Raw genomic sequence first — 22,051 nt, 5'->3', positions numbered from 1 at the left:
TATACACACCCAACAAATCGGTTTAAACCCCAAACTGCTGAAAATGGTGGTCTAAATGTTTATACTGCATCTGTCCCCATTGCTGTGGCGTGAACTTCCCAAAAAGAGGGTGCGGATTCCAGTGAGTTTCATTCTTCTTTGTGTGAAACTCATCAATTAGCTGCCCAAGTGTGGCTTTTTCTACTTCAAAATCTTTACTGTCCGTTACCTTAAATGATTTTGACGTGGGCAATCCCTGTTTCCATGGCTTGTCGTTGTAAAGCAGGGGTTTAAAAAGAAAGGCCAACGGAAAAAATTGTTTTTTGACATTCCCCTTCCCCAATGAAACGTTTAAAGGGTGCTGGCAGTGATGGAGCATTTGAGCAACCTCCATTTTTCCCCATTTTCTTTCGCTTATTGGAGTAAGTGCATTGAGCCTAGTTTTTATTTCCGCCAAGGGTTCTGCTTCTAAAAGTGATTTCATCTTTAAATCATGTTGGTTGAAGGAATAAATGTATTCAATAAAAATGAAAATTATATTTTCCAAAGTATTGTTTTCGATAAAATTGAATGGCGGTTCACCCAATCATTATTATCTTTAAGGAAACGTAACTAACCTTGGAAGACAACAATTCCTTTTCCATAAAAAATTGGAACGAAGACGACCGTCCGCGCGAAAAGCTGCTGTTGAAAGGTCGAGCTGTACTTAGTGACGCAGAATTAATAGCAATTTTGATAGGGTCCGGCAGCAGGAACGAAAGTGCAGTATCCCTGAGCCAGCGTATCCTGGCATCTGCAAATAACAATCTGAGCGAATTGGGAAGACTCTCAATTCCTGAATTAATGGAATTTAAAGGAATAGGGCAGGCTAAGGCCATCTGTATTGCCGCCGCCATGGAATTGGGCCGAAGAAGAAGAACCGGCGAGGCCTTGGAACGTAAGAAAATTACGTCGAGCAATTCAGTATTCGAATTCGTGCAACCCATTATTGGCGAACTTCCGCACGAGGAATTTTGGATTCTTTATTTAAACAATTCGAACAAAATTATTAAAAGTGCCCAGTTGAGCAAGGGCGGAATCACTGGAACTGTAGTGGATGTTCGCTTGGCCTTCAAAGATGCTTTACAACTTGGAGCGGTGGGCATTATTTTGGCACATAATCATCCGTCGGGAACATTGAAGCCCAGCCAGGCTGACATTCAACTAACCAAAAAATTGAAGATTGCAGGCGAAAGCCTCGACATTAAAGTGCTGGACCATCTTATAATTACCGAAAAGGCTTACTTTAGCTTTGCCGATGAAAATATGCTGTAACCCGCCATGCTGTTAATCTACACCCAAAAACTTACCCCGCGAATATCCTATATTTTTAAGCACATTTGCATTCGTATTTTGGGAACAGAGGTTTCGTTCACTTCGGGGATTGAAGAGTTTATAGCACATCAAGGGCCCAAAATTTCCTATGGAAAAAAACCACTGGGCAACGAACTGTTTTTTCAGAGTTATGGGTTGCTGGAACAGCAAGGTTTGGAATCGATTGAATTTACAGTGAAGAAGTGGGGCGAGACCTTTGGTTTTTTTTCTGTCTCAAGTAGTAGCGGCCTTCCATTTGATATTTTTTCTGCCAGCTTTTATATGATTACGCGTTATGAGGAATATCTTCCGCACGTGAAGGATGAAATTGGCCGTTTTATGGCCTCGGAAAGTCTTGCATATAAAGAAGGATTTTTGCACCAACCTATCGTAGATATTTGGGCCTATCTTTTTAAGGATAAATTGAATCAGACTTTTCCAGAACTTGTCTTTCCACAAAAATCACTCACGATACATCCCGTGATTGAGGCCGCGCAGCCTTATGCGTATAAACAGAAAGGCATGTTTAGGACGGTGGTGGGCTTCGTTGATAGCTTTTTCAACGGAAAGTTTCGAAATATGATGGAGCGGACCCAAGTTGTACTAGGAATTAAGCGGGACCCGATGGACACTTTCAAATGGGTAGTTAACAAAGCCACGCGCAGCGATTTTAAACTCACTGTTTTCTTTCTTTTGGGAAATGCCCGGTCGTTCACTGAAAGTATGAATACGCATCGGCAGACATTCAAAATGCTGATAAAATATATATCTGATTACAAGGAAGTGGGACTTATCTTTTCATTTAATTCTCTTAAAGATTATGAGCTATTAAAAATTGAAAAGCGGCGGATGCAGGAAATTACCAATCGTGCCTTGGCTAGTTCCATGAATTCAGATTATTTGGTGAACCTTCCGGACATTTACAGACATTTGGTGGAACTAGAAGTGAAACGCGATTTCACTATGGTTTTTCGAGATACGGTCGGGTTCCGGGCAGGTACCTGCACTCCATTTTTATTCTATGATTTGGATTATGAAGTTAAAACTCCGCTGGTAATTCATCCTTCGGCAATGACAACTTTGGCCTTCCAAAAAAAATATGCCTCGGATATTGAAAAAACCGTGAACAATACAATTAAGGCAGTGGAGGAAGTAAACGGAACTTTTAGCATGATTTTCTCAAACCGAGATTTTTCGGCTACAGATAATAATAAGGTTTGGCGAATAATTTTTTCAGAAAAACTCCAAGAATATGCGAAACAATGAGATAGCCGACATTTTTTTTGACTTGGACCATACCCTTTGGGACTTCGATCGAAATTCCGGCTTGGCATTTGAAAGGGTTTTCCGGAAGCATAACATCACCTTGCCGCTTGTGGATTTTTTGCGAGAATATGAGCCCATCAATCTTTTGTATTGGAAAAAATTTCGAGAAGATCGTGTATCAAAAGACGAGCTTCGAAGAGGTAGATTGACAGATACCTTCAATATCTTCGAATTAAAATATCCGCTTGAAACCATTGACGCGATTGCCGTTTGCTATATTGAGGAGCTTCCCATTGACAACCATCTTTTTCTAAACACCGTTGAAATCCTGGATTACCTTTCCTCGAAATATAATCTTCACATAATTACCAATGGGTTCGAACAGGTGCAATATCTAAAATTGAATAATAGCGGCATAAAAAAATATTTTAAGACCGTAACCACTTCGGAGGAAGTGGGACTAAAAAAACCCCATCCGTCCGTTTTCCAAGCTGCGCTGAACAAGGCATCTGCCGTTCCGAATAAAAGCGTAATGATTGGCGACAGTTTTGAAGCGGACATCATTGGCGCAAATAACGCTGGGATGCATACACTATTCTTCAATTATAGAAATGAAGCGGTGGCGCCACCATATTTGGCCATTACTGAACTTTCCGAGATAAAAAAATATTTGTAGTAATAATCTGATAAATTCGGCGTTTACTACAGATAAATTATCCCCATTAATGAATACTAAATTCTCTTTGTCCATTCTTATGGCCTGTGCTTGCCTATTTTTTACGGCATGCATAAAGGATACTGATTTTGACCAAGCCGAACAAATAGCCCTTACTCCCATTGTTGAACTGGATTTGATTTACTTCGATATTCAGGCAAATCGGTTCTTTGACTCTATAAATTCCACACCCGTACTTACCGTTCGCGACACAACTGAAATTAAATTTTTGGATGACGGTACACTGCAGGAAAGCCTAAAGCGGGCCGAATTCTACTTTAAATTCACAAACAGCATTCCACGAGATTTTCTAGTAAATTTCCAATTTTTGAGCGAGGCTAATGACACAACCTATGCAACAGGAACGCCCGTAGCACAAGGCTCGCTTGCTGCTCCTGTAGTAACGGAATTTGTTGAAAATGTGGAAGGCGAAAATATTTTGCTTCTAACCCAAGCACATAAAGTTGTGGTTTCGGTATCAATTCCCTCCTCCGATGAAACCTTAGAAGGCAACTTGAATTTAAAATCCAAGACTACCTATTTTTTGGAATACTAATACAATGCGAAATTTTCTTGTTATCATATTATCTCTCGTGGGAGCAATTGCTACATCACAGAATAAGCAAATTCTCTACGGATTTGATGATATTCCCCAATCCTTGATGCTTAACCCTGGTAGCAAGGTGCTTCAAAAGAAACATTATGGAATCCCGTTCCTGTCACAAATTCATGTGAACGGTGGCTCCTCGGGCGTATCTGCCTATGATATTTTTAAGAACGGCAATGATAATATCAATGATCGTATTACCCAGAAGATTTTCGAAATGAAGAATACGGATTTCTTTACGGCAACGCAGCAGTTGGAGCTTATAAATTTTGGATGGCGATCGCAAAGTGAAATTTACTTTTCTGGAGGTATTTATCAAGAACTTGATTTTATAGCCTACTTTCCCAGAGATCTGGCCATTTTGGCTTGGGAAGGAAATCGGGACTATTTGAATTATGAATTTGATTTGGGCGAAATAAGCACCACGGGCGATTTTATGACAGTATACCATTTCGGGCTCAATAAGCAAATAAGCAAAAAACTTACCGTTGGCGCCCGATTGAAGCTTTATTCAAGTATGTTCAGTTATCGAAGTGTAAATAATTCCGGAACCTTCGTAACTCGTTTGGGTGATGAAACTTCTGAAAATATTTATGAACACACCATTCAAAACGCAGATGTTAGCGTGGAAACTTCGGGCTATTCCTCATTGCGGGATTTAGACGGGGCGGGGCAGGTTACTCGAGAAATTTTAGGCCGCGCTTTTTTTGGCGGCAATGTGGGAGTTGGAGTGGATGTGGGTTTAACATATGAAATTAATGATGCATTTACCCTTTCCGCAAGTGCCTTGGATGTTGGCGCCATTTTCCATTCAAAAGATGTTGAAAACTATCGAGCCCACGGAAGCTATACGTTGGATGGAATTAATCTGATTTTTCCACCTTTGGGTGAAGGAGATCCGACATTTCCCTATTATGACAATCTTGAAGACGAAATAAAGGAGGAAATTCCCATTGATACCTTATATAACAGCTATGTGCAATTCCGGCCCACAAAATTGAATGCTAGCTTAAGTTATGGCTTTGGCAGATTTAATGGCAGCGGCGCCTGCGATTGTTTGAATATGGGCAATAATAATCTTCATAAGCAAAATATCGGGCTTCAACTGTATTCCATTTTTAGGCCCAAAAGACCCCAAATGGCTGCAACACTTTTTTACCAAAGAAGATTTACAGACTTTCTTTCCGCAAAAGCAACATATACGGTAGATTCTTATTCATATTCAAATATTGGACTGGGAATGGCAGCCGATTTTGGCAAGCTGAATTTTTACATTGTTACGGACAACCTCATAAATTATAGCAATTTGGCAAAAGCAAAAAGTGTATCTTTACAACTAGGCTTTAATATAATAATTGACGAAGAATGATCCGTTATTTTCTAATTTCCGTTGCGCTCTTATTTTCTTCTAACATCATTTCACAAAATTCAAATTTAAGCGACTACAGTTATGTGGTTGTGCCCGAACAATATGACTTTTTGAAGGGCAGGGATCAATTTCAAATAAATTCCATGACGCACTTCTATTTGGAAAAGTATGGTTTTAATGCCTTTATGGCAGACCAAGCTCCTAATGCCAACAGATGCGACGGTTTATTCGCGAATGTTGAAAAGATCAGCACCATTTTCGGTACAAAGCTACAAGTGGTTTTGAAGGACTGTAATGATAAGGAAATATATAGAAGTCAAGAAGGAAAAAGCAAATTCAAAGAGTTCGACAAATCCTATCAGGATGCGCTTCGGAAGGCATTTATCAGCTTGAAAGCAATGAACGTGGATCAAAAGGAAGTAGTTCTTTTAGCTAACAATTTCGCCAAACCGGAATCGGAAAAAGAAGTACAACAGCAGTCGTCTGGCGCCTCGAAACCCATAATTTTGCCCAAAAACGAGAGCTTATTGCCAGATGCCAAATTTTCAAACTATTCCAGTGCCGGGAAAACCTATTTACTTCGCAAAACCGCTGAAGGCTATTCATTATATGAAGAATCTGTCGCGGCGGCCGACGGACTTGTTTTGGTCGGAAAAATAATTGTAATGGAGAAAGTGGTGAAATTTATGGACGTTTCCGGAAATGTTGCAAATGCTACTTTTGATGCTTCGGGAAATTTAGTGATAACGGCGAATGGTTCTTCCACCACTTACCAAATTGAGGATTAAAATTCGTATTTGTTTTTCCACAGTTGCTTTAAATATGTTTTTAGTGAATTTTCCTTGGAGTTGTTTCCGGGTTTATAAAATGTTGTTCCTTTAATTTCCTCTGGCAAAAATTCATGAGGCACAAAATTGCCCTCATAATTGTGGGCATATTCATATTCTTTCCCGTATCCCAACTGTTTCATCAATTTGGTAGGTGCATTCCGAATTGACAAGGGCACAGATAGATCGCCAGTTTGCCTCACAAGTTGTTGGGCATGCCCAATTGCCTTATATGAAGCATTGCTTTTTGGAGAGGTTGCCAAATAGATGGCGCATTGACTCAAAATGATTCGTGCTTCGGGATATCCGATGGTAGTTACTGCTTGAAAAGTGCTGTTGGCCAGTAAAAGAGCATTCGGGTTTGCCATTCCGATATCCTCGGAAGATAGTATCACTAACCTGCGGGCAATGAACTTTAAATCCTCACCGCCCTCAATCATTCTGGCCAGCCAATAAACGGCTGCGTTGGGGTCACTTCCTCGTATGGATTTAATAAAGGCCGAAATGATATCATAATGTTGTTCTCCAGTTTTGTCATATAGCACCGTATTTTTCTGTGCCTTTTGCATGACCAATTCATTGGTAATTACAATATTTTCTTCATTTTCTGAAAGTACTACCAATTCCAGAATATTTAAAAGCTTCCGTGCATCACCGCCTGAAAGTCGAATTATTGCTTCGGTTTCTTTTAGGGTGACATTTTTTTTTGATAAAATTTCGTCGTGTAGCAATGCTTTTTTGAGAAGTGCTTCCAAGTCCTCGCGGCTAAAGGGTTCAAGAACATAAACCTGACAGCGGGACAAAAGGGCTGGAATTACCTCGAAACTCGGATTTTCTGTTGTGGCCCCAATTAATGTAATCCAACCTTTTTCCACAGCTCCCAAAAGGGAATCCTGCTGCGATTTGCTGAAACGGTGTATTTCATCAATAAATAGAATTGGATTTTTGGCTGAAAAAAGATTGTCACTTTTCTTCGCTTTTTCAATGACTTCACGAACTGCGGCAACGCCACTATCTACGGCGCTCAGTATATAAAATGGCCGCCCACTTTCGTTGGCAATAATGTTTGCAAGAGTAGTTTTCCCGGTTCCAGGAGGTCCCCAAAATATTATGGAGGGGATCATTCCGGTCTTTAATTGTGTAGTCAACGAACCATTAGGACCAACCAAATGCTGCTGACTTAAATAATCTTTAAGAATGGTTGGGCGGATTCTTTCGGCAAGCGGTGCATTCATACTGTTCAAAATTACAATTTTAATAAATCCGATTCACTGACAATTTATCATAAATTTGAATAGAGGTTTACTTTTTGTAATTTACTTTTTATGTCCACTTCAAACCAATTGAAATTCAGTCCCGAGGTTTTCGGATTTCCGTTACTTTTCGTAATGGTACTGTGGATTGTATTTTGGGTTGAGTCGAGATTCAGTTTGAATTTCAATTCATTCGGCGTATATCCGCGCGATTGGAAGGGTTTACGCGGAATTATTTTTAGCCCATTCATTCATGGAAGCTTAAAACATCTTTTTAATAATTCGGTTCCACTTTTTGTGCTCTCTTCCGCCTTGTTTTATTTTTATCGCGATATCCGTTGGAAAGTGCTGCTGTTCGGGCTATTATTCACTGGTATCGCTACGTGGCTTATTGGCCGGCCTTCGCTACACATTGGCGCTAGCGGGATTGTTTATATGTTAGCTGCTTTTTTGTTTTTTAAGGGGGTTTTCTCCAAACAATATCAACTTATTGCCTTATCATTAATTGTGGTTTTCCTTTATGGTGGAATGCTTTGGTACGTTTTTCCAGTTAATCCGGAAATTTCTTGGGAAGGGCATCTTTCAGGATTTTTTATTGGCTTATTATTCGCTTTTTATTTTAAAAGAAATCCAATTCCGAATAAGAAATATGACTGGGAACACGATGATTACGACTCGGAAAAGGATCCGTTTTTGAAACAGTTTGACGAAAATGGAAATTTTATTGAAATACCTAAGAATATACCAATCGATCCAGTTTCTGAGAAAATTACCGCTCCAACGCCACGATTTATAAAAATAGTTTATACCCTTAAGAAGAAGTCTGAAACAGATCTCGAATGAAGTTCTATCTCCGTTGTCTAATCACTTCATAAAGAATCGCTCCGCAAGCCACCGAAACATTTAATGAATTGATTTCGCCCATTAAGGGAAGGGCCGCGCGCTCATCTACCAATGACAGCACAGATTTTGAAACTCCTTTTCCTTCCGAGCCCATGATAATAGCCAATGGCATGGTTAAATCAACTGAAAATATTTCCGAGTTTGATTTTTCCGTTGCTGCAATGGTTTTTATTCCGGAACCTTGCAAATAGAATATTGCATCTTTTATATGTTCTACCTTGCAGATGGGAATCTTAAATATGGCTCCGGCAGAAGTTTTTACGGTGTCGCCAGAAACGGGCGCACCACCACTTTTTTGAATGATTACAGCATTTACGCCGGTGCACTCTGCGGTACGAAGAATGGCGCCAAAATTTCGGACATCCGTAATTTGATCTAGTATTAGAAATAGCGGAGCTTTGTCGCTAGTTAATGCCGTCTCCACAACTTCTTCCAAACTGTGGAATGCGACAGGAGATGTTACGGCCACGATACCTTGGTGGTTTCCTTTAGTGAGCCTATTTAATTTTTCAAAGGGAACTGTACTTATGGGTATGTTCGCTTTTTCAAGATCTTTAATGAGTGCTTCAAATTTATCGTTTTCAATTCCTTTTTGAATGAAAACTTTGTCGAAAACAATTCGTGATGCTAGGGCTTCCTTCACTGGATAAATTCCAAAAATGGTATTTGTGGTATCGCTCATATTATTTATAAGAATTTAATGTTTTCAAAGGTAAATAGATTTGGGATGGGATTGGATATAAAAATCTGGTAATAAAAAACATCCCTTAAAAATTAAGGGATGTTTTAAAAATATTGGTTGCGATTGCAAAAAACTTATTGTCTAAGTCTTACTGTAAATCTACCGCCAGATACAACATTTCCACCGCCTTGAATGGCGACTGAGAAATACTCACCTCTTTCATCTTCAATAGAGTTGTCAATACCAGTAACGGTAAAGGAACCACGTTGAGAGTTTGCGGGAATCACTACTGTAGACTCAAAAGTATAGTTTTCAGGATTTGTAGCTGTTGAAGGGGGTTCAGCATCAGGCAAAATAGTTGGAATAACTGTTACCGTAAATTGTCTATCTACAGGTGCCAAATCAGAAACAAACAATACATCTGTAAACGTTCTTGTTCTTTCGCCTCCTTCGGGAATATTGTTGACATTGTCTGAAGCGCTAGTAAATCCGATTACAGTTTTACGGTCAGTGTCATAATCATCGTAAGTTTCACAAGAAACGGCAACAAGGGCCAAAACGACGAATGTTAATATTATATTGAATTTTTTCATTATGATAACTTTTTAGATTATTAATATCCAGAATTTTGTTCCAAGTTTGGATTCAAATCCATTGCTGTTTGCGGAATTGGCAGTTGGAAAAATTTTGAACCAACAGCTAAATTTTGTGCTTCAGACGGTACGCCAGTTCCATCGTTCAAATCTCCAAAACCTCCGCGTTCAACCGGAAGGGCCCATCTTTTTAAATCAAAGAAACGTTGTGATTCAAAAGCGAACTCCAATCTTCTTTCAAGACGAATTGCGTCACGTAAAGCTGTGCCAGTTTCACCGGTTGGAGGGCTTGCGTATCTTTTTGATCTAACAGCATCCAATGCAGCAAGTGCAGCGGCTTCATTCCCTAGATTGTACTGAGCCTCAGCAATGTTTAATTTGGATTCAGCAGCACGAAGGATTTTTATATCCACACGTCCTGGGAATTGCCCGTCCTCTCTTGCGAACAACTTTTTAATTGCGTTATATTTTGATGGGCCGTTTCTTGCTTGTAGGGTATAGGCATCTTTTCTAATGTCATCATCTTCGAAAAGTTGGAATAGCGGATATGAAACAACATATTCGGGAACTAGTGTATTGACACCGAACTGGCTCCAAGTTACCCCAGGTGTAATGTCCAATCCTGGAGGATCTACATCAATCCAGAAAATAACTCCGTCCTTAGTTACATCTTCCCATACACCCACTACAGTGTTTCGTGGAGCAACTGCTTTTGTTACCGCATTTGCTGCGTCAATAGAATTTTGCCATTGACCCATATATAAATAGGTTCTGGACAATAAGGTGTTTACACCGTCGGCATTCAATCTTCCAGGCTCACTTGTTGCAGGTATACCTACCAAAGCGTCTTTTAGATCCTGTACAATCATATCATAGGTTTCGCCTACTGATAATCTTGCTGGCTCAATTGAGAAGTCAGCTGTAGTTACATAAGCAACTCCTGGGCTGCTGTTTGCGTCTGCAGATTGCGTAGGTAGTTTAGCAAAGAACGTTGCAAGGTTCAAATGACCTAAGGCTCTTAAAGCTTTTGCTTCTGCAACTACTTTTTCCTTGTTAGTACCTTCAAAGGATACACTTTGTTCCAACAAAGTATTGGCTCTAAAAATCATTTGGTAAGAACGTTCGTATAGACCACTCATAGGTTCAGTAGATGCAGAATATTGCCAGTTATGCAAAGTTCTTCTACTTCCTCTACCTTTTGAGGCAAGGGTTACGTTGTCAGCCAAAACGTCCGGAGCATCAAGCATTCCTCCGGCATCACTGCCGCCGTACAAACTAGCGTTTGTTAAGGTTGAATAAATACCTCTGGCTGCATTCTCAAAATCCGAAGCGGTAATGTATGCTTGAGAAGTTGCAAGAGAATCAAATGGTATCTGGTCCAGCTCATTATCGCAGGAGGTAAAGCCTCCTATGACAAGGGTAAGAACCGCAATTTTATAAATTATTTTTTTCATCTTATCAATTTTTTTTAAATTAGAAACTAACATCCAAACCGAATTGGAATGACTTAACGTTTGGATAACTGTAAAGAGTAGCTTCACCAGGAGCAACTGAATCAGCAAAATTGATTGTTTCTCCAGATGCTAGACCTACTTCTGGATCACCCCAAAAGTCAGTAAACGTCAATAAATTTTGACCCTGAGCATAAATCCTCAAAGACTGTAAAGGTGTTTTATCCAAATACTTGCTAGGGAAATTGTATGAAAGTGTAACATTTCTCATTCGGATATAGTCACCTTTTTCCAAGAATCTATCAGAATTAACTGCCTGATCAACTGCTGCATATATTGGACTTGGCATTACGTCAGTATCACCAGGCTGTTGCCAATAGTTAAATGCAGTAACGGCTTGATTATCTTCAACGGCTTGACCATCAGATTCTGCATTAGCTCGTACATAGTTATTAATCCAGTTTCCAGCTTTGAAAACAAAATCAGCACGTAGACCGAAACCTTTGTAGTTTAGGTTAGTGAAGAATCCTCCTTCTTTATCTGCAATGGTTGATTTTCCTTGCAATACTCGGTTTTCACCTTCCGGAAGGTCTTCAGCGAAATATGTGTTCCCATCTCCGCCTAAAAATAATGATTTTCCAGTTTGGGAATCAACTCCAACGTAACGAACCAAATAGTGCTCATTGATCTTACTTCCTTCTCTAAACAAGATGTTTGTTAGAGGAACAGAAATGTCCTCACCCTCCGGTAATTCGATTATCTCGGTATCCAAGAAAATGATATTTCCACCAACTGTCCAAGTTAAATCACTTGTGCGGATAATATCTCCTTGTAAGGATATTTCAACACCTTTATTTTGTATTTCTCCTAAGTTTCCTGGAACCCCTCTTCTTCCAGTAGGGTCAATAATTCCAGCTTCCCAAGCGGTAGGGATATTAAATAATAGATCGGTAGTATTTCTTACGAAATAATCGGTAACTCCTCTAAGGCGTTTGTTGAAAAGGTTAAATTCAAGACCTACGTTAGCAGTGGTTGTAGTTTCCCACTTTAGTTCAGGGTTAGCCACTGTAGCAGGATAGGAGCTTGATCCACCAGGGTAAAAACCAAATGCATTTGTTGCCTGAGAATCATATCTTTGTATTCCATTTCTGTTACCTACAGAACCGTATGCAGCTCTTAATTTAAGATCGTTTATTGCATCAACTCCGAAGAAATCTTCCTTTGCAATGTTCCATCCTAAACTCGCACTCCAGAATGTTCCGTATTTGTAGTCGTCACCAAAGTTTGATGAACCGTCACTACGAATGGACCCTGAGGCAAGATATTTTTCTTTATAATCATAGTCAGCAAAAACACCGTACGATACCAAAGTTAATCTTGATCTATTGGTGAAGCCGTCGTTCAAATCAGCAGCACTAATTTGAGTACTTAACAATGGGGACGGGAATCCAGTACTACGTACAAATGTACGGTAGAATTCGTTCAGGTTGTATTCATACAGACCTAACACATTTAGATTGTGATTGTTTAAATTCAAGGTATAGTTCAGTCTATTACTGATGGTTAAATCCAAACGGTCCTGTTGATCGTCAAACTTGTTACCAACGGGCGCATTGTTCAGAATGATATCCAAAATACCTCCTGGCTTGGAATAGCTTTCTCTTCTAATTAAGCCGTGGTTAACGGATGTATTGAATCCATAGCTCCAATTTTTGGAGAACTTAATCAAGGCATCAACGCTCGCAAGGGTAACTTGGTCAATATCTGTTGAAGGCTCTGTTTCCAAAGCACCTCTTGTGGCGAAATTTCTGTGGGTTGGATTGTAAACGGGATTTCCGTTATCATCTAACTGTATGTTGCCATCAGCATCATACAAAAACTCCGTTTCATATTGATTGGTAACGTAAACAGCCTGGAAAGGGTTCTGAGTGTTGTTTCTATCTCTTGGTTCGTCACTAGTGGAACGTGAATAACCCACGTTAACGCCCATTGTTAACCATTCTTTTGCATCGAAATTAACGTTCAAACGAGTTCCCAATCTTTCGAAACCGTCTATTTTATCAATGATACCAGTATTCTTGTCGTGGCTCACAGAGAAATAATAATCAACACGATCACCACCTCCAGATACAGAGACGTTATTATTCTGAATCACCCCGTCCTTCAACATAAGGTCTGCCCAATCCGTTTCTCTAGACAATAGTTCAGCACGTTCTGGCGAGCCAGGCGTTGTTTGCACCCCAGGCAATGATCCTGCAGGTCCGCCCAAAGCATAAATTTCTGCTTCGTATTGAAGTTTTTGTTCCGCATTCATCATGGTGAAGTTGGGCTCTATTCTAGAGGTTGTACCGTAACGTGTACTGTAGCGGATTACCGCATCTTTATTTCTATTACCATTTTTTGTTGTGATAACTACAACGCCGTTTGCACCACGTGAACCGTAACGCGCCGTTGTGGCAGCATCTTTAAGAATAGTAATGTTTTCAATATCTTCGTTAGGAACATTTGCAAGATCTTGTTCTCTTATTGGTGCGCCATCCACGATGTAAAGCGGGGAAGATGCTCCAGCAACAAGTGATCCTGTTCCACGAATACGAACGAAAGCTCCTTGTCCCGGTTTACCGTTAGCGGCAGTTACCTGCACACCAGCCGCCTTACCTTGCAGCATATTGTCTATACTGGTGGTTGGCGCCATTTGCGATAATTCCGAAGCGGAAATGGATACAACAGCTGATGTTTGTACCGTTTGATTTCTTGTAGAATACCCAGTTACAACAACTTCTTCTAGTGCCGCAGCATCTGGTAATAAAGAAACGTCGATGCTGTTTTGAGCTCCTACTTTTACTTCTTTGGCGACAAACCCTACATAGCTAAATACAAGAGTCTGCCCCACATTGGCGGAGATGGTAAAGTTTCCATCAAAATCCGATTGTGTTCCAGAACTTGTGCCTTTAACAATAACGTTTGCACCAGGCAATGGCAGACCTGTATCGTCCGTCACCGTACCTGTAATAGTTTTTTGCTGTGCGAAGGTAAGCTGCACAACTAACGCTAATATAAGCGTTAAAATTCCACTAAACTTTGTTCTCATTTTTATAAATTATTTGAATTAGCCAACGGCAAAAATCATAATAAAAAGTTAATTACACAAGTATTTGCTCCCATTTTTTACGATTTATAAACCTTATGAAAAGCGTTTGATTGGATATTCTCAAAATTTGGTAGAAACGCTTATGTGAATTTTGGTATTGGAAAAACTGAAGTCCTGGTCCTGTGTGTTTCCATTGGCAACGTTGAATTTGAATAGTCCGCCCTTGGTATTCAGCCCAATACCGAATCCGAAACTATACAATTTCTGTTTAAGTGCTAGGGTTTCGTTTTCGAAATAACCGATATCTATTATGCTATGAATGTATACCCCATCATTGAATTGATACCGATACTCTGTGTTTATTATTGAATATAGTGAAGCATCAATGCTATTTTCATTGAAACCCCTAATGCTGTTAATACCTCCAAAACGAAATAATTCGTTAACCAAATAGCTGTCGCTGAAAAGTGCGCTGGTGATATTTTGAACAAAAATGGAATTTTTATAATTAAGGTTAAAAATATTGTTTAGGAATGTTTCTATTCGCAATTGGTCATCGCTATTTCCTTGAGTATCGCGAACTCCCACCCCGGCGTCTGCACCAATCATTGTTTTAATTGGAAAAAGTTTTTTGTTCTGGGGTTTAATATAGGACACACCGGCAATAAAAAATTTGGACTTAAAATCCTCAACAGGTGTTCCTGCAACAGCTATGTCTAAGAGATTGCTAGAATCATAACCTTTGTAGCCGATATAGGTCGTTGATTTCGGATTTATTTGATAGGTGGTTCTAATTTGCTGTTCAGTTGTAATAAAGGAACTATCGCGTTTGAAAATTCTTAGCTCGCCGCTTAGGCCAAAGGGTGTTTTCAGCAAATACGGCAGCGTGACCTTGGTTCTAAAATTCACCTGTTCTTGACCGTCGGCCTTATAGTTTATCAATAGTTGCTCTCCAAAATTTAGATTGTTGTTCAGTTCTAAATTTAAATAGCCGTTGAAGGAAAGTTTTTTGGTTTCCTCATCGGTTGCAAACCCGAGTATCCCGTCAAAAAGATTGTTGTTATGTTTTTCCAAATAAAAATAAACTGTGGTGGAGTCTTTTCTGAAAAGTGCTTCGGGGGCTTTAATTGCATTTACGAATCCGAGACTGTTCAAGTTTTCATTCTGTTCCACCAATTTCTTTTGATTGAAAATCCCCCCTTTTTTTACACCGGCATAATACTTCAGAAAGGATCGGGGGAATTTTTCATATCCCTTCACCGCAATGGAGTCCACTGTGCGTACATTTCCGTTATCGACGATTAGGGTGGCGCTTAAATTGCCGTTTTCATCTTTTTCGAATTCCGATAATTTCAACCGCGCAAAGGCATTGCCCTGTTGATTTCGCACGGCGGTAAGTTTTTTCAAGGAAATGGGAATTGTTTCAAATGGAAGTACGAAATAGTTTTCGGTAATTTCTGATGAAAAGCGCTGCAATTCCTTTTTGCTGAAGTCTTCTTTGGAATAATAAATGGTTATTTCGCTGTATTTTTTTCCGAGGAAAAAATTTGCGACATAGCTACTGTCATTTTCTTTTTTTAAATTCAAAATTTCACTTTCAATAAATCCCATTTGTTGGAATTTCATAAAAACGGTATCAGTTTCTTTTTTAACTGAAATGGAATCTATGAAACTGTTGGGAATTTTCAGCGAATCCTTAAGGCTTGGTGAGATTGGTTTTTCCGCTTTAATAGAAAGCGTAAGTTCCTGTGCATTTATTCCGAAGAAAAAACAGGTATATATATTAAGGTAAAAGAATGTGAATAGGATTTTTTTCAAAAAAAGACGAAAATTTACTGTGTAAAACTAACGCTTCAAATTTGCGTTTCATATTAAATCAAAAAAATAATCAAAGTATGCTGAAAATTAATTTGGTATGGTTTGATTAGTTGAAAAAAAATTCTACATTTGCATCCCCTAAAAATAGGGGTGTTTTATTTTTAAACAGTAATAATACATATTTTATATGCCAACAATTTCACAATTAGTACGTAAAGGAAGAACCAAAATAACCAAGAAGAGTAAATCGGTTGCTTTGGATTCGTGCCCACAACGTCGTGGTGTTTGTACGCGTGTATATACTACTACGCCTAAGAAGCCTAACTCTGCAATGCGTAAAGTTGCAAGGGTAAGACTTACCAACGGTAAGGAAGTAAACGCATACATCCCGGGCGAAGGTCACAATCTCCAAGAGCACTCGATAGTATTGGTTAGAGGTGGAAGGGTAAAGGATTTGCCAGGAGTTAGGTATCACATTGTTCGTGGAGCTTTAGACACCGCAGGTGTTGCAGGCCGCACGCAACGTAGATCTAAGTACGGAGCAAAACGCCCAAAGAAGTAAAAATGAAAACGGGTTTGGGATAAATTGAAAAAATTGATTCTCGGCCATTAACAAACAACAAATGAGAAAAAGACAGGCCAAAAAAAGACCACTTTTACCAGATCCGCGGTTTAACGACCAGTTGGTTACACGTTTTGTGAACAACATGATGTGGGACGGAAAGAAGAGTGTGGCTTTCAAAGTTTTCTATGATGCAATTGACATTGTAGAAGAAAAGAAACAAGACGAAGAAAAGACTGCGTTGGAGCTTTGGAAGGATGCACTTTCAAATGTTATGCCACACGTAGAGGTTCGTAGTCGTAGAGTTGGTGGGGCAACCTTCCAGATTCCTATGCAAATACGTCCGGACCGTAAAATTGCAACTGCAATGAAATGGTTGATTACCTATTCAAGAAAAAGAAACGAGAAATCCATGGCCGCAAAATTAGCGGGTGAAATTCTTGCCGCTGCAAAAGAAGAAGGCGCTGCGGTAAAGAAACGTATGGATACTCACAAAATGGCAGAAGCTAACAAAGCATTCTCACATTTCAGATTCTAAACAATGGCACAAAGAGATTTAAAATATACAAGAAATATCGGGATTGCCGCACACATTGATGCGGGTAAAACTACAACCACGGAGCGTATCCTTTTCTACACAGGGGTGAGCCACAAACTTGGCGAGGTTCACGATGGAGCTGCAACCATGGACTGGATGGAGCAAGAGCAGGAGCGTGGTATTACCATTACTTCAGCCGCTACCACCTGTACTTGGAAATTCCCAATGGAAAACGGCGAAGTGCTTCCCGAGACAAAAGAATACAATTTCAACATTATAGACACTCCAGGCCACGTGGATTTTACCGTAGAGGTGAACCGTTCGCTTAGAGTTCTTGACGGTTTGGTTTTCCTTTTTAGCGCGGTTGATGGTGTGGAGCCTCAATCTGAAACTAACTGGAGATTGGCTGACAATTATAAGGTACCGCGTATTGGATTTGTTAATAAAATGGATCGTTCTGGCGCTAACTTTATGGCAGTTTGCCAGCAAGTGAAGGATATGTTAGGATCCAATGCAGTGCCAATTGTTTTGAACATTGGTGACGAAGCGGATTTTAAGGGAATTGTTGATTTGGTTAAAAACAGAGCCGTGATTTTTCACGATGATTCATTTGGAGCTACTTTCGATGTAATTGAAATTCCAGAAGATTTGAAAGCTGAAGCAAAAGTTCTTCGTGGAAAACTTATTGAAGAGGTTGCTGCCTACGATGAAAACCTGCTCGAAAAATATATGGAAGACGAGGAATCCATCACGGAAGACGAAATCCACGCTGCGCTTCGTGCGGCAGTAATGGATATGTCCATCATTCCAATGGTGTGTGGCTCTTCATTCAAGAATAAAGGTGTTCAGTTCCTATTGGATGCTGTATGCCGTTATTTGCCTGCCCCGACCGACAAAGAAGGTATCGTTGGGATTAACCCAGAAACTGAAAAAGAAGAAATTCGCAAACCCGATGTAAGTGCTCCTTTTGCCGCATTGGCGTTTAAGATTGCAACAGATCCTTTCGTAGGTCGTTTGGCATTCTTCCGTGTATATTCCGGTCACTTGGATGCAGGTTCATATATATTGAACAACCGTTCAGGTAAAAAAGAACGTATTTCACGTATTTACCAAATGCATTCCAACAAACAAAATGCAATCGAATATATTGAGGCTGGAGATATTGGAGCGGCAGTTGGCTTTAAAGATATAAAGACTGGTGATACCATGTCCGATGAAAAACACCCAATCGTTTTAGAAAGTATGAATTTCCCCGATCCAGTAATTGGTATCGCAGTGGAGCCTAAAACTAAGGTTGATGTTGATAAATTAGGTATGGCTTTGTCAAAACTTGCCGAAGAGGATCCAACATTCCAAGTGCGTACAGATGAAGCGTCTGGACAAACTATTATTTCTGGAATGGGCGAACTTCACTTAGATATTATCGTTGACCGTTTGCGTCGCGAATTCAAAGTTGAAGTAAACCAAGGTCAGCCACAGGTTGAGTATAAAGAGGCTATCACAAAAGTTGCCGATCACAGAGAAGTTTACAAAAAACAATCGGGTGGTCGTGGTAAATTTGCTGATATCGTTTTCACCCTTGAGCCGGCTGAGGAAGGAAAAGTTGGTTTGGAATTCGTAAACGCCGTAAAAGGTGGAAACGTTCCAAAGGAATTTATTCCAGCTGTTGAAAAAGGTTTCAAACAAGCAATGGTCAATGGCCCACTTGCAGGTTTCGAGGTTGACAGTATGAAGGTTACTTTAAAGGACGGATCTTTCCACCCGGTGGATTCTGATGCCCTGTCTTTTGAATTGGCTGCAAAAATTGGTTTCAAAGAAGTTGCCAAAAAAGCAGGTGCCGTAATTCTTGAGCCTATTATGAAACTTGAGGTAATTACGCCTGAGGAGAATATGGGTGATATTGTTGGGGATCTTAACCGCCGTCGTGGAACCATTAATAATATGGGTGACCGCGCTGGCGCGAAAGTAATAAAAGGCGAAGTGCCACTTTCTGAAATGTTTGGTTATGTAACCACATTGAGAACATTGTCTTCCGGCCGTGCAACTTCAACTATGGAATTTTCACATTATGCTGAAACACCTTCTAATATTTCAGAAAGTGTAATAGCAGCAGCAAGAGGAACCGCTAACGTATAATAATTTCAGCAATGAGTCAAAAAATTAGAATAAAACTAAAATCTTACGATCACAATTTGGTGGACAAATCTGCTGAAAAAATCGTTAAGACCGTAAAGAGTACTGGTGCTGTAGTAACTGGCCCAATTCCTTTGCCAACACATAAAAAAATCTTTACAGTTTTGCGTTCTCCGCACGTAAACAAGAAGAGTAGAGAGCAATTCCAACTAAGTTCTTACAAAAGACTTTTGGATATCTACAGTTCTTCTTCAAAAACGATTGATGCTCTAATGAAATTGGAGCTTCCGAGTGGGGTTGAAGTAGAGATTAAAGTATAGTGTAATTTCCGCGAAGGCGGAAATCTCATGATTAGGAACGGAATGTTCCTTGATAAAATGTCCTGAGCTTGTAAGCAAGGGAAAAACGGAAAACAAAGTAATATTCGGGATCGAATTTATTTTGATCCCGTTTCTTTTGAAATGAATATCGCGATTTATCGCAATTCAAATAAATATTAATAATCAATAAATAATTAAATATGTCTGGGTTAATTGGAAGAAAGATAGGGATGACCAGCATCTTTGACGAGAACGGAAAGAACATTCCGTGTACCGTTATTGAAGCAGGACCCTGTGTTGTTACCCAAGTCAGAACCAAAGAGGTTGACGGGTACGAAGCTCTTCAACTTGGTTTCGATGACAAGAAGACTGTAACTAAAGCTGCCGAAGGGCACGCCAAAAAAGCAGGAACCGTTGCAAAACGCAAAGTCGCCGAATTCAAGGGATTTGAAGAAAATTACAAATTAGGTGACACAATTACTGTGGAGCATTTTATCGAAGGTGAATTCGTGGATATCGCGGGTACATCAAAAGGTAAAGGTTTCCAAGGGGTTGTAAAGCGTCACGGTTTTGGCGGTGTTGGGCAAGCCACACACGGTCAGCACAACCGTTTGCGTGCACCAGGTTCTATTGGAGCTGCATCATATCCTGCGAGAGTATTCAAGGGAATGCGTATGGCGGGCCAAATGGGCAACGAAAGAGTAAAAGTTGAAAATTTAAGGGTTTTAAAAGTAGTTCCTGAAAAGAATCTACTTGTGGTAAAGGGAGCAGTTCCTGGCCATAAAAACGCTTATGTAATGATCGAGAAATAATGAAGGTAGCTGTATTAGACATAAACGGAAAAGACACAGGCCGGAAAGTTGAACTTTCTGCAGATGTGTTCGGAATAGAGCCTAACAACCACGCGGTTTATCTTGATGTGAAACAATACCTTGCCAATCAACGTCAAGGTACTCACAAAGCAAAGGAACGTGCAGAGATTGCTGGTTCTACCAGAAAAATAAAGAAACAAAAAGGAACTGGTACTGCCCGTGCGGGTAGCATTAAGTCTGGTGTATTTAAAGGTGGTGGTAGAATGTTTGGACCTCGTCCGCGTAACTACTCCTTCAAATTGAACAAAAACCTGAAGCGTTTGGCACGTAAATCTGCCCTAACGATGAAGGCGAATGACAAAGCTATTTTTGTAATGGAAGACCTAAATTTTGACGCTCCAAAAACCAAGAATTTTACAGCGGTTTTGAACAGTTTAGGGCTTAACGACAAAAAATCTTTGTTTGTGTTGGGAGACTTAAATAATAATGTATATTTGTCCTCTCGCAATTTGAAAGGTACTGAAGTTATAACTAACTCACAATTAAGTACTTACAAAATTATGAATGCAAATAGTGTAGTGCTATTTGAAGGTTCTTTGGAAGGAATTGAAACAAACTTAAGTAAATAGAAGCAAGATGAACATCTTAATTAAACCTATAATTACGGAAAAAGCTACCAAAGATGCTGAAGACAAAAACGTTTTTGGCTTTGTAGTGAACCCAAAGGCGAATAAGGTAGAAATCAAGAAAGCGGTGGAAGCTGCTTACGGAGTTTCTGTTGAAAAAGTTCGCACAATGAATGTCCGCCCTGATAGGAAGACCCGTTATACAAAAACAGGTGTCCAAACTGGTAAAACGAACGCTTATAAAAAAGCAATCGTACAGGTGGCGGAAGGTGATACAATAGATTTTTACAACAACATCTAAGAATTCTTAGATTTAATTAGACACAAATGTCAGTAAGAAAATTAAAACCAATCACCCCAGGTCAGCGTTTTAGGGTTGTAAATGGTTTTGACGCCATTACAACCGATAAGCCGGAGAAGTCTTTACTTGCTCCGAATAAGAGATCTGGTGGTAGAAACAGTCAAGGAAAAATGACCATGCGCTACATAGGTGGTGGTCATAAAAAGAAATATCGAATTATCGATTTTAAACGCGACAAAGCGGGAGTTCCTGCTACAGTTGCCAGTATTCAATACGATCCAAACCGTACTGCATTTATCGCACTTTTGAACTATCAAGATGGTGAAAAGCGATATGTAATTGCACAAAACGGACTACAAGTTGGGCAAAATATCCTTTCAGGTGAAGCAGTAGCTCCCGAGATTGGAAATGCAATGCCACTTTCAGCTATTCCATTAGGTACTATTATTTCCTGCATCGAGCTTCGTCCCGGTCAAGGAGCCATTATGGCGCGTAGCGCTGGTGCTTTCGCACAGTTGATGGCTCGTGATGGAAAATATGCTACCGTTAAACTTCCTTCAGGTGAAACCCGATTGATTTTGGTAAACTGTATGGCTACCGTTGGTGCCGTTTCAAACAGTGACCACCAATTATTGGTTTCTGGTAAAGCCGGTAGAAGCAGATGGTTGGGTAGAAGACCACGTACAAGACCAGTAGTGATGAACCCTGTAGATCACCCGATGGGTGGTGGTGAGGGCCGCGCTTCCGGAGGTCATCCACGTTCTAGAAAAGGTATCCCTGCAAAAGGTTACAGAACCCGTTCTAAAACGAAAGCAAGTAATAAATATATCTTAGAACGAAGAAAGAAATAAG

22 protein-coding genes are annotated in these 22,051 nt (G+C 39.9%); 15 read left to right on the top strand and 7 right to left on the bottom strand.

Annotated features, from left to right (window positions below; all coding sequences use genetic code 11):
- Positions 1 to 22: 22 nt before the first annotated feature.
- A complete protein-coding gene (locus tag QRD02_RS08010; protein WP_290254412.1) occupies positions 23 to 463 on the bottom strand; it encodes a DUF1569 domain-containing protein in 441 nt (146 codons plus the stop codon).
- 134 nt (positions 464 to 597) lie between these two features.
- On the opposite strand from QRD02_RS08010, the gene radC reads away from it, so the two are divergent.
- Genes radC through QRD02_RS07980 form a run of 6 tightly spaced genes read left to right on the top strand, consistent with a single transcriptional unit; the run spans position 598 to position 6,077 of the window.
- Positions 598 to 1,293 (top strand): RadC family protein, encoded by a 696-nt coding sequence (gene radC, locus QRD02_RS08005; protein ID WP_290254411.1) that lies wholly within the window; start codon positions 598 to 600, stop codon positions 1,291 to 1,293.
- Positions 1,294 to 1,299: 6 nt separating this feature from the next.
- Positions 1,300 to 2,598, top strand: coding sequence for a DUF7033 domain-containing protein (locus tag QRD02_RS08000; RefSeq protein ID WP_290254410.1), 1,299 nt, complete (start codon positions 1,300 to 1,302; stop codon positions 2,596 to 2,598).
- Entirely contained in the window at positions 2,585 to 3,274 is a 690-nt protein-coding gene (locus tag QRD02_RS07995) for a YjjG family noncanonical pyrimidine nucleotidase (RefSeq protein WP_290254409.1), read from the top strand. The genes QRD02_RS08000 and QRD02_RS07995 overlap by 14 nt, the downstream gene beginning before the upstream one ends.
- 49 nt (positions 3,275 to 3,323) lie before the next feature.
- Positions 3,324 to 3,869 carry a hypothetical protein gene (locus tag QRD02_RS07990; RefSeq protein ID WP_290254408.1) on the top strand — a complete coding sequence of 182 codons (546 nt, stop codon included), beginning with the start codon at positions 3,324 to 3,326 and terminating at the stop codon, positions 3,867 to 3,869.
- Between the two features lie 4 nt (positions 3,870 to 3,873).
- Positions 3,874 to 5,289, top strand: coding sequence for a DUF5723 family protein (locus QRD02_RS07985; RefSeq protein WP_290254407.1), 1,416 nt, complete (start codon positions 3,874 to 3,876; stop codon positions 5,287 to 5,289).
- Entirely contained in the window at positions 5,286 to 6,077 is a 792-nt protein-coding gene (locus QRD02_RS07980) for a hypothetical protein (RefSeq protein ID WP_290254406.1), read from the top strand. Before QRD02_RS07985 ends, QRD02_RS07980 begins: the two co-directional genes overlap by 4 nt.
- Here the strand turns inward: QRD02_RS07980 and QRD02_RS07975 are convergent.
- Positions 6,074 to 7,351, bottom strand: a complete 1,278-nt coding sequence (locus tag QRD02_RS07975; protein WP_290254405.1) for a replication-associated recombination protein A — start codon at positions 7,349 to 7,351, stop codon at positions 6,074 to 6,076. The genes QRD02_RS07980 and QRD02_RS07975 overlap by 4 nt on opposite strands.
- A 90-nt stretch (positions 7,352 to 7,441) precedes the next feature.
- Here QRD02_RS07975 and QRD02_RS07970 point away from each other — a divergent pair, with 90 nt between their 5' ends.
- On the top strand, positions 7,442 to 8,212 hold the full coding sequence (locus QRD02_RS07970) for a rhomboid family intramembrane serine protease (protein WP_290254404.1): 771 nt from the start codon (positions 7,442 to 7,444) through the stop codon (positions 8,210 to 8,212).
- A 4-nt stretch (positions 8,213 to 8,216) separates the two neighbouring features.
- Here the strand turns inward: QRD02_RS07970 and rlmB are convergent, their stop codons facing one another.
- From rlmB to QRD02_RS07945, 5 genes are all read right to left on the bottom strand, one after another.
- Positions 8,217 to 8,954: a 23S rRNA (guanosine(2251)-2'-O)-methyltransferase RlmB gene (rlmB, locus tag QRD02_RS07965; RefSeq protein ID WP_290254403.1), complete on the bottom strand. Its 738-nt coding sequence runs from the start codon at positions 8,952 to 8,954 to the stop codon at positions 8,217 to 8,219.
- A 134-nt stretch (positions 8,955 to 9,088) separates the two neighbouring features.
- A complete protein-coding gene (locus QRD02_RS07960) occupies positions 9,089 to 9,547 on the bottom strand; it encodes a hypothetical protein (RefSeq protein ID WP_290254402.1) in 459 nt (152 codons plus the stop codon).
- Between the two features lie 20 nt (positions 9,548 to 9,567).
- Positions 9,568 to 11,088 carry a RagB/SusD family nutrient uptake outer membrane protein gene (locus QRD02_RS07955; RefSeq protein WP_290254401.1) on the bottom strand — a complete coding sequence of 507 codons (1,521 nt, stop codon included), beginning with the start codon at positions 11,086 to 11,088 and terminating at the stop codon, positions 9,568 to 9,570.
- Positions 11,021 to 14,089 (bottom strand): SusC/RagA family TonB-linked outer membrane protein, encoded by a 3,069-nt coding sequence (locus tag QRD02_RS07950; RefSeq protein ID WP_290254400.1) that lies wholly within the window; start codon positions 14,087 to 14,089, stop codon positions 11,021 to 11,023. Before QRD02_RS07950 ends, QRD02_RS07955 begins: the two co-directional genes overlap by 68 nt.
- Before the next feature lie 120 nt (positions 14,090 to 14,209).
- Positions 14,210 to 15,907 (bottom strand): POTRA domain-containing protein, encoded by a 1,698-nt coding sequence (locus tag QRD02_RS07945; protein ID WP_290254399.1) that lies wholly within the window; start codon positions 15,905 to 15,907, stop codon positions 14,210 to 14,212.
- 187 nt (positions 15,908 to 16,094) lie between these two features.
- Here QRD02_RS07945 and rpsL point away from each other — a divergent pair, with 187 nt between their 5' ends.
- From rpsL to rplB, 8 genes are all read left to right on the top strand, one after another.
- Positions 16,095 to 16,469: a 30S ribosomal protein S12 gene (rpsL, locus tag QRD02_RS07940; RefSeq protein ID WP_014782632.1), complete on the top strand. Its 375-nt coding sequence runs from the start codon at positions 16,095 to 16,097 to the stop codon at positions 16,467 to 16,469.
- Positions 16,470 to 16,530: 61 nt separating this feature from the next.
- A complete protein-coding gene (rpsG, locus tag QRD02_RS07935) occupies positions 16,531 to 17,007 on the top strand; it encodes a 30S ribosomal protein S7 (protein ID WP_290254398.1) in 477 nt (158 codons plus the stop codon).
- A 3-nt stretch (positions 17,008 to 17,010) separates the two neighbouring features.
- Positions 17,011 to 19,143 carry an elongation factor G gene (gene fusA, locus QRD02_RS07930; protein ID WP_290254397.1) on the top strand — a complete coding sequence of 711 codons (2,133 nt, stop codon included), beginning with the start codon at positions 17,011 to 17,013 and terminating at the stop codon, positions 19,141 to 19,143.
- Positions 19,144 to 19,154: 11 nt separating this feature from the next.
- The gene (rpsJ, locus tag QRD02_RS07925) at positions 19,155 to 19,460 is read left to right on the top strand and encodes a 30S ribosomal protein S10 (protein ID WP_010181931.1); all 306 of its coding nucleotides are present in this window, start codon (positions 19,155 to 19,157) and stop codon (positions 19,458 to 19,460) included.
- 200 nt (positions 19,461 to 19,660) lie between these two features.
- Positions 19,661 to 20,272, top strand: coding sequence for a 50S ribosomal protein L3 (gene rplC, locus QRD02_RS07920; RefSeq protein ID WP_290254396.1), 612 nt, complete (start codon positions 19,661 to 19,663; stop codon positions 20,270 to 20,272).
- The gene (rplD, locus tag QRD02_RS07915; protein ID WP_290254395.1) at positions 20,272 to 20,901 is read left to right on the top strand and encodes a 50S ribosomal protein L4; all 630 of its coding nucleotides are present in this window, start codon (positions 20,272 to 20,274) and stop codon (positions 20,899 to 20,901) included. The genes rplC and rplD overlap by 1 nt, the downstream gene beginning before the upstream one ends.
- Before the next feature lie 7 nt (positions 20,902 to 20,908).
- On the top strand, positions 20,909 to 21,199 hold the full coding sequence (gene rplW, locus QRD02_RS07910; RefSeq protein ID WP_290254394.1) for a 50S ribosomal protein L23: 291 nt from the start codon (positions 20,909 to 20,911) through the stop codon (positions 21,197 to 21,199).
- A 26-nt stretch (positions 21,200 to 21,225) separates the two neighbouring features.
- Positions 21,226 to 22,050 carry a 50S ribosomal protein L2 gene (gene rplB, locus QRD02_RS07905; protein ID WP_290254393.1) on the top strand — a complete coding sequence of 275 codons (825 nt, stop codon included), beginning with the start codon at positions 21,226 to 21,228 and terminating at the stop codon, positions 22,048 to 22,050.
- The last annotated feature ends 1 nt before the right edge of the window (position 22,051 follow it).

The sequence above is a fragment of the Aequorivita aurantiaca genome (assembly GCF_030410135.1).
In the GTDB taxonomy this organism is placed as follows: domain Bacteria; phylum Bacteroidota; class Bacteroidia; order Flavobacteriales; family Flavobacteriaceae; genus Aequorivita; species Aequorivita aurantiaca.
Note: the sequence above shows the minus strand (reverse complement) of the source record. Positions and strands in the feature narration are given on the sequence as shown.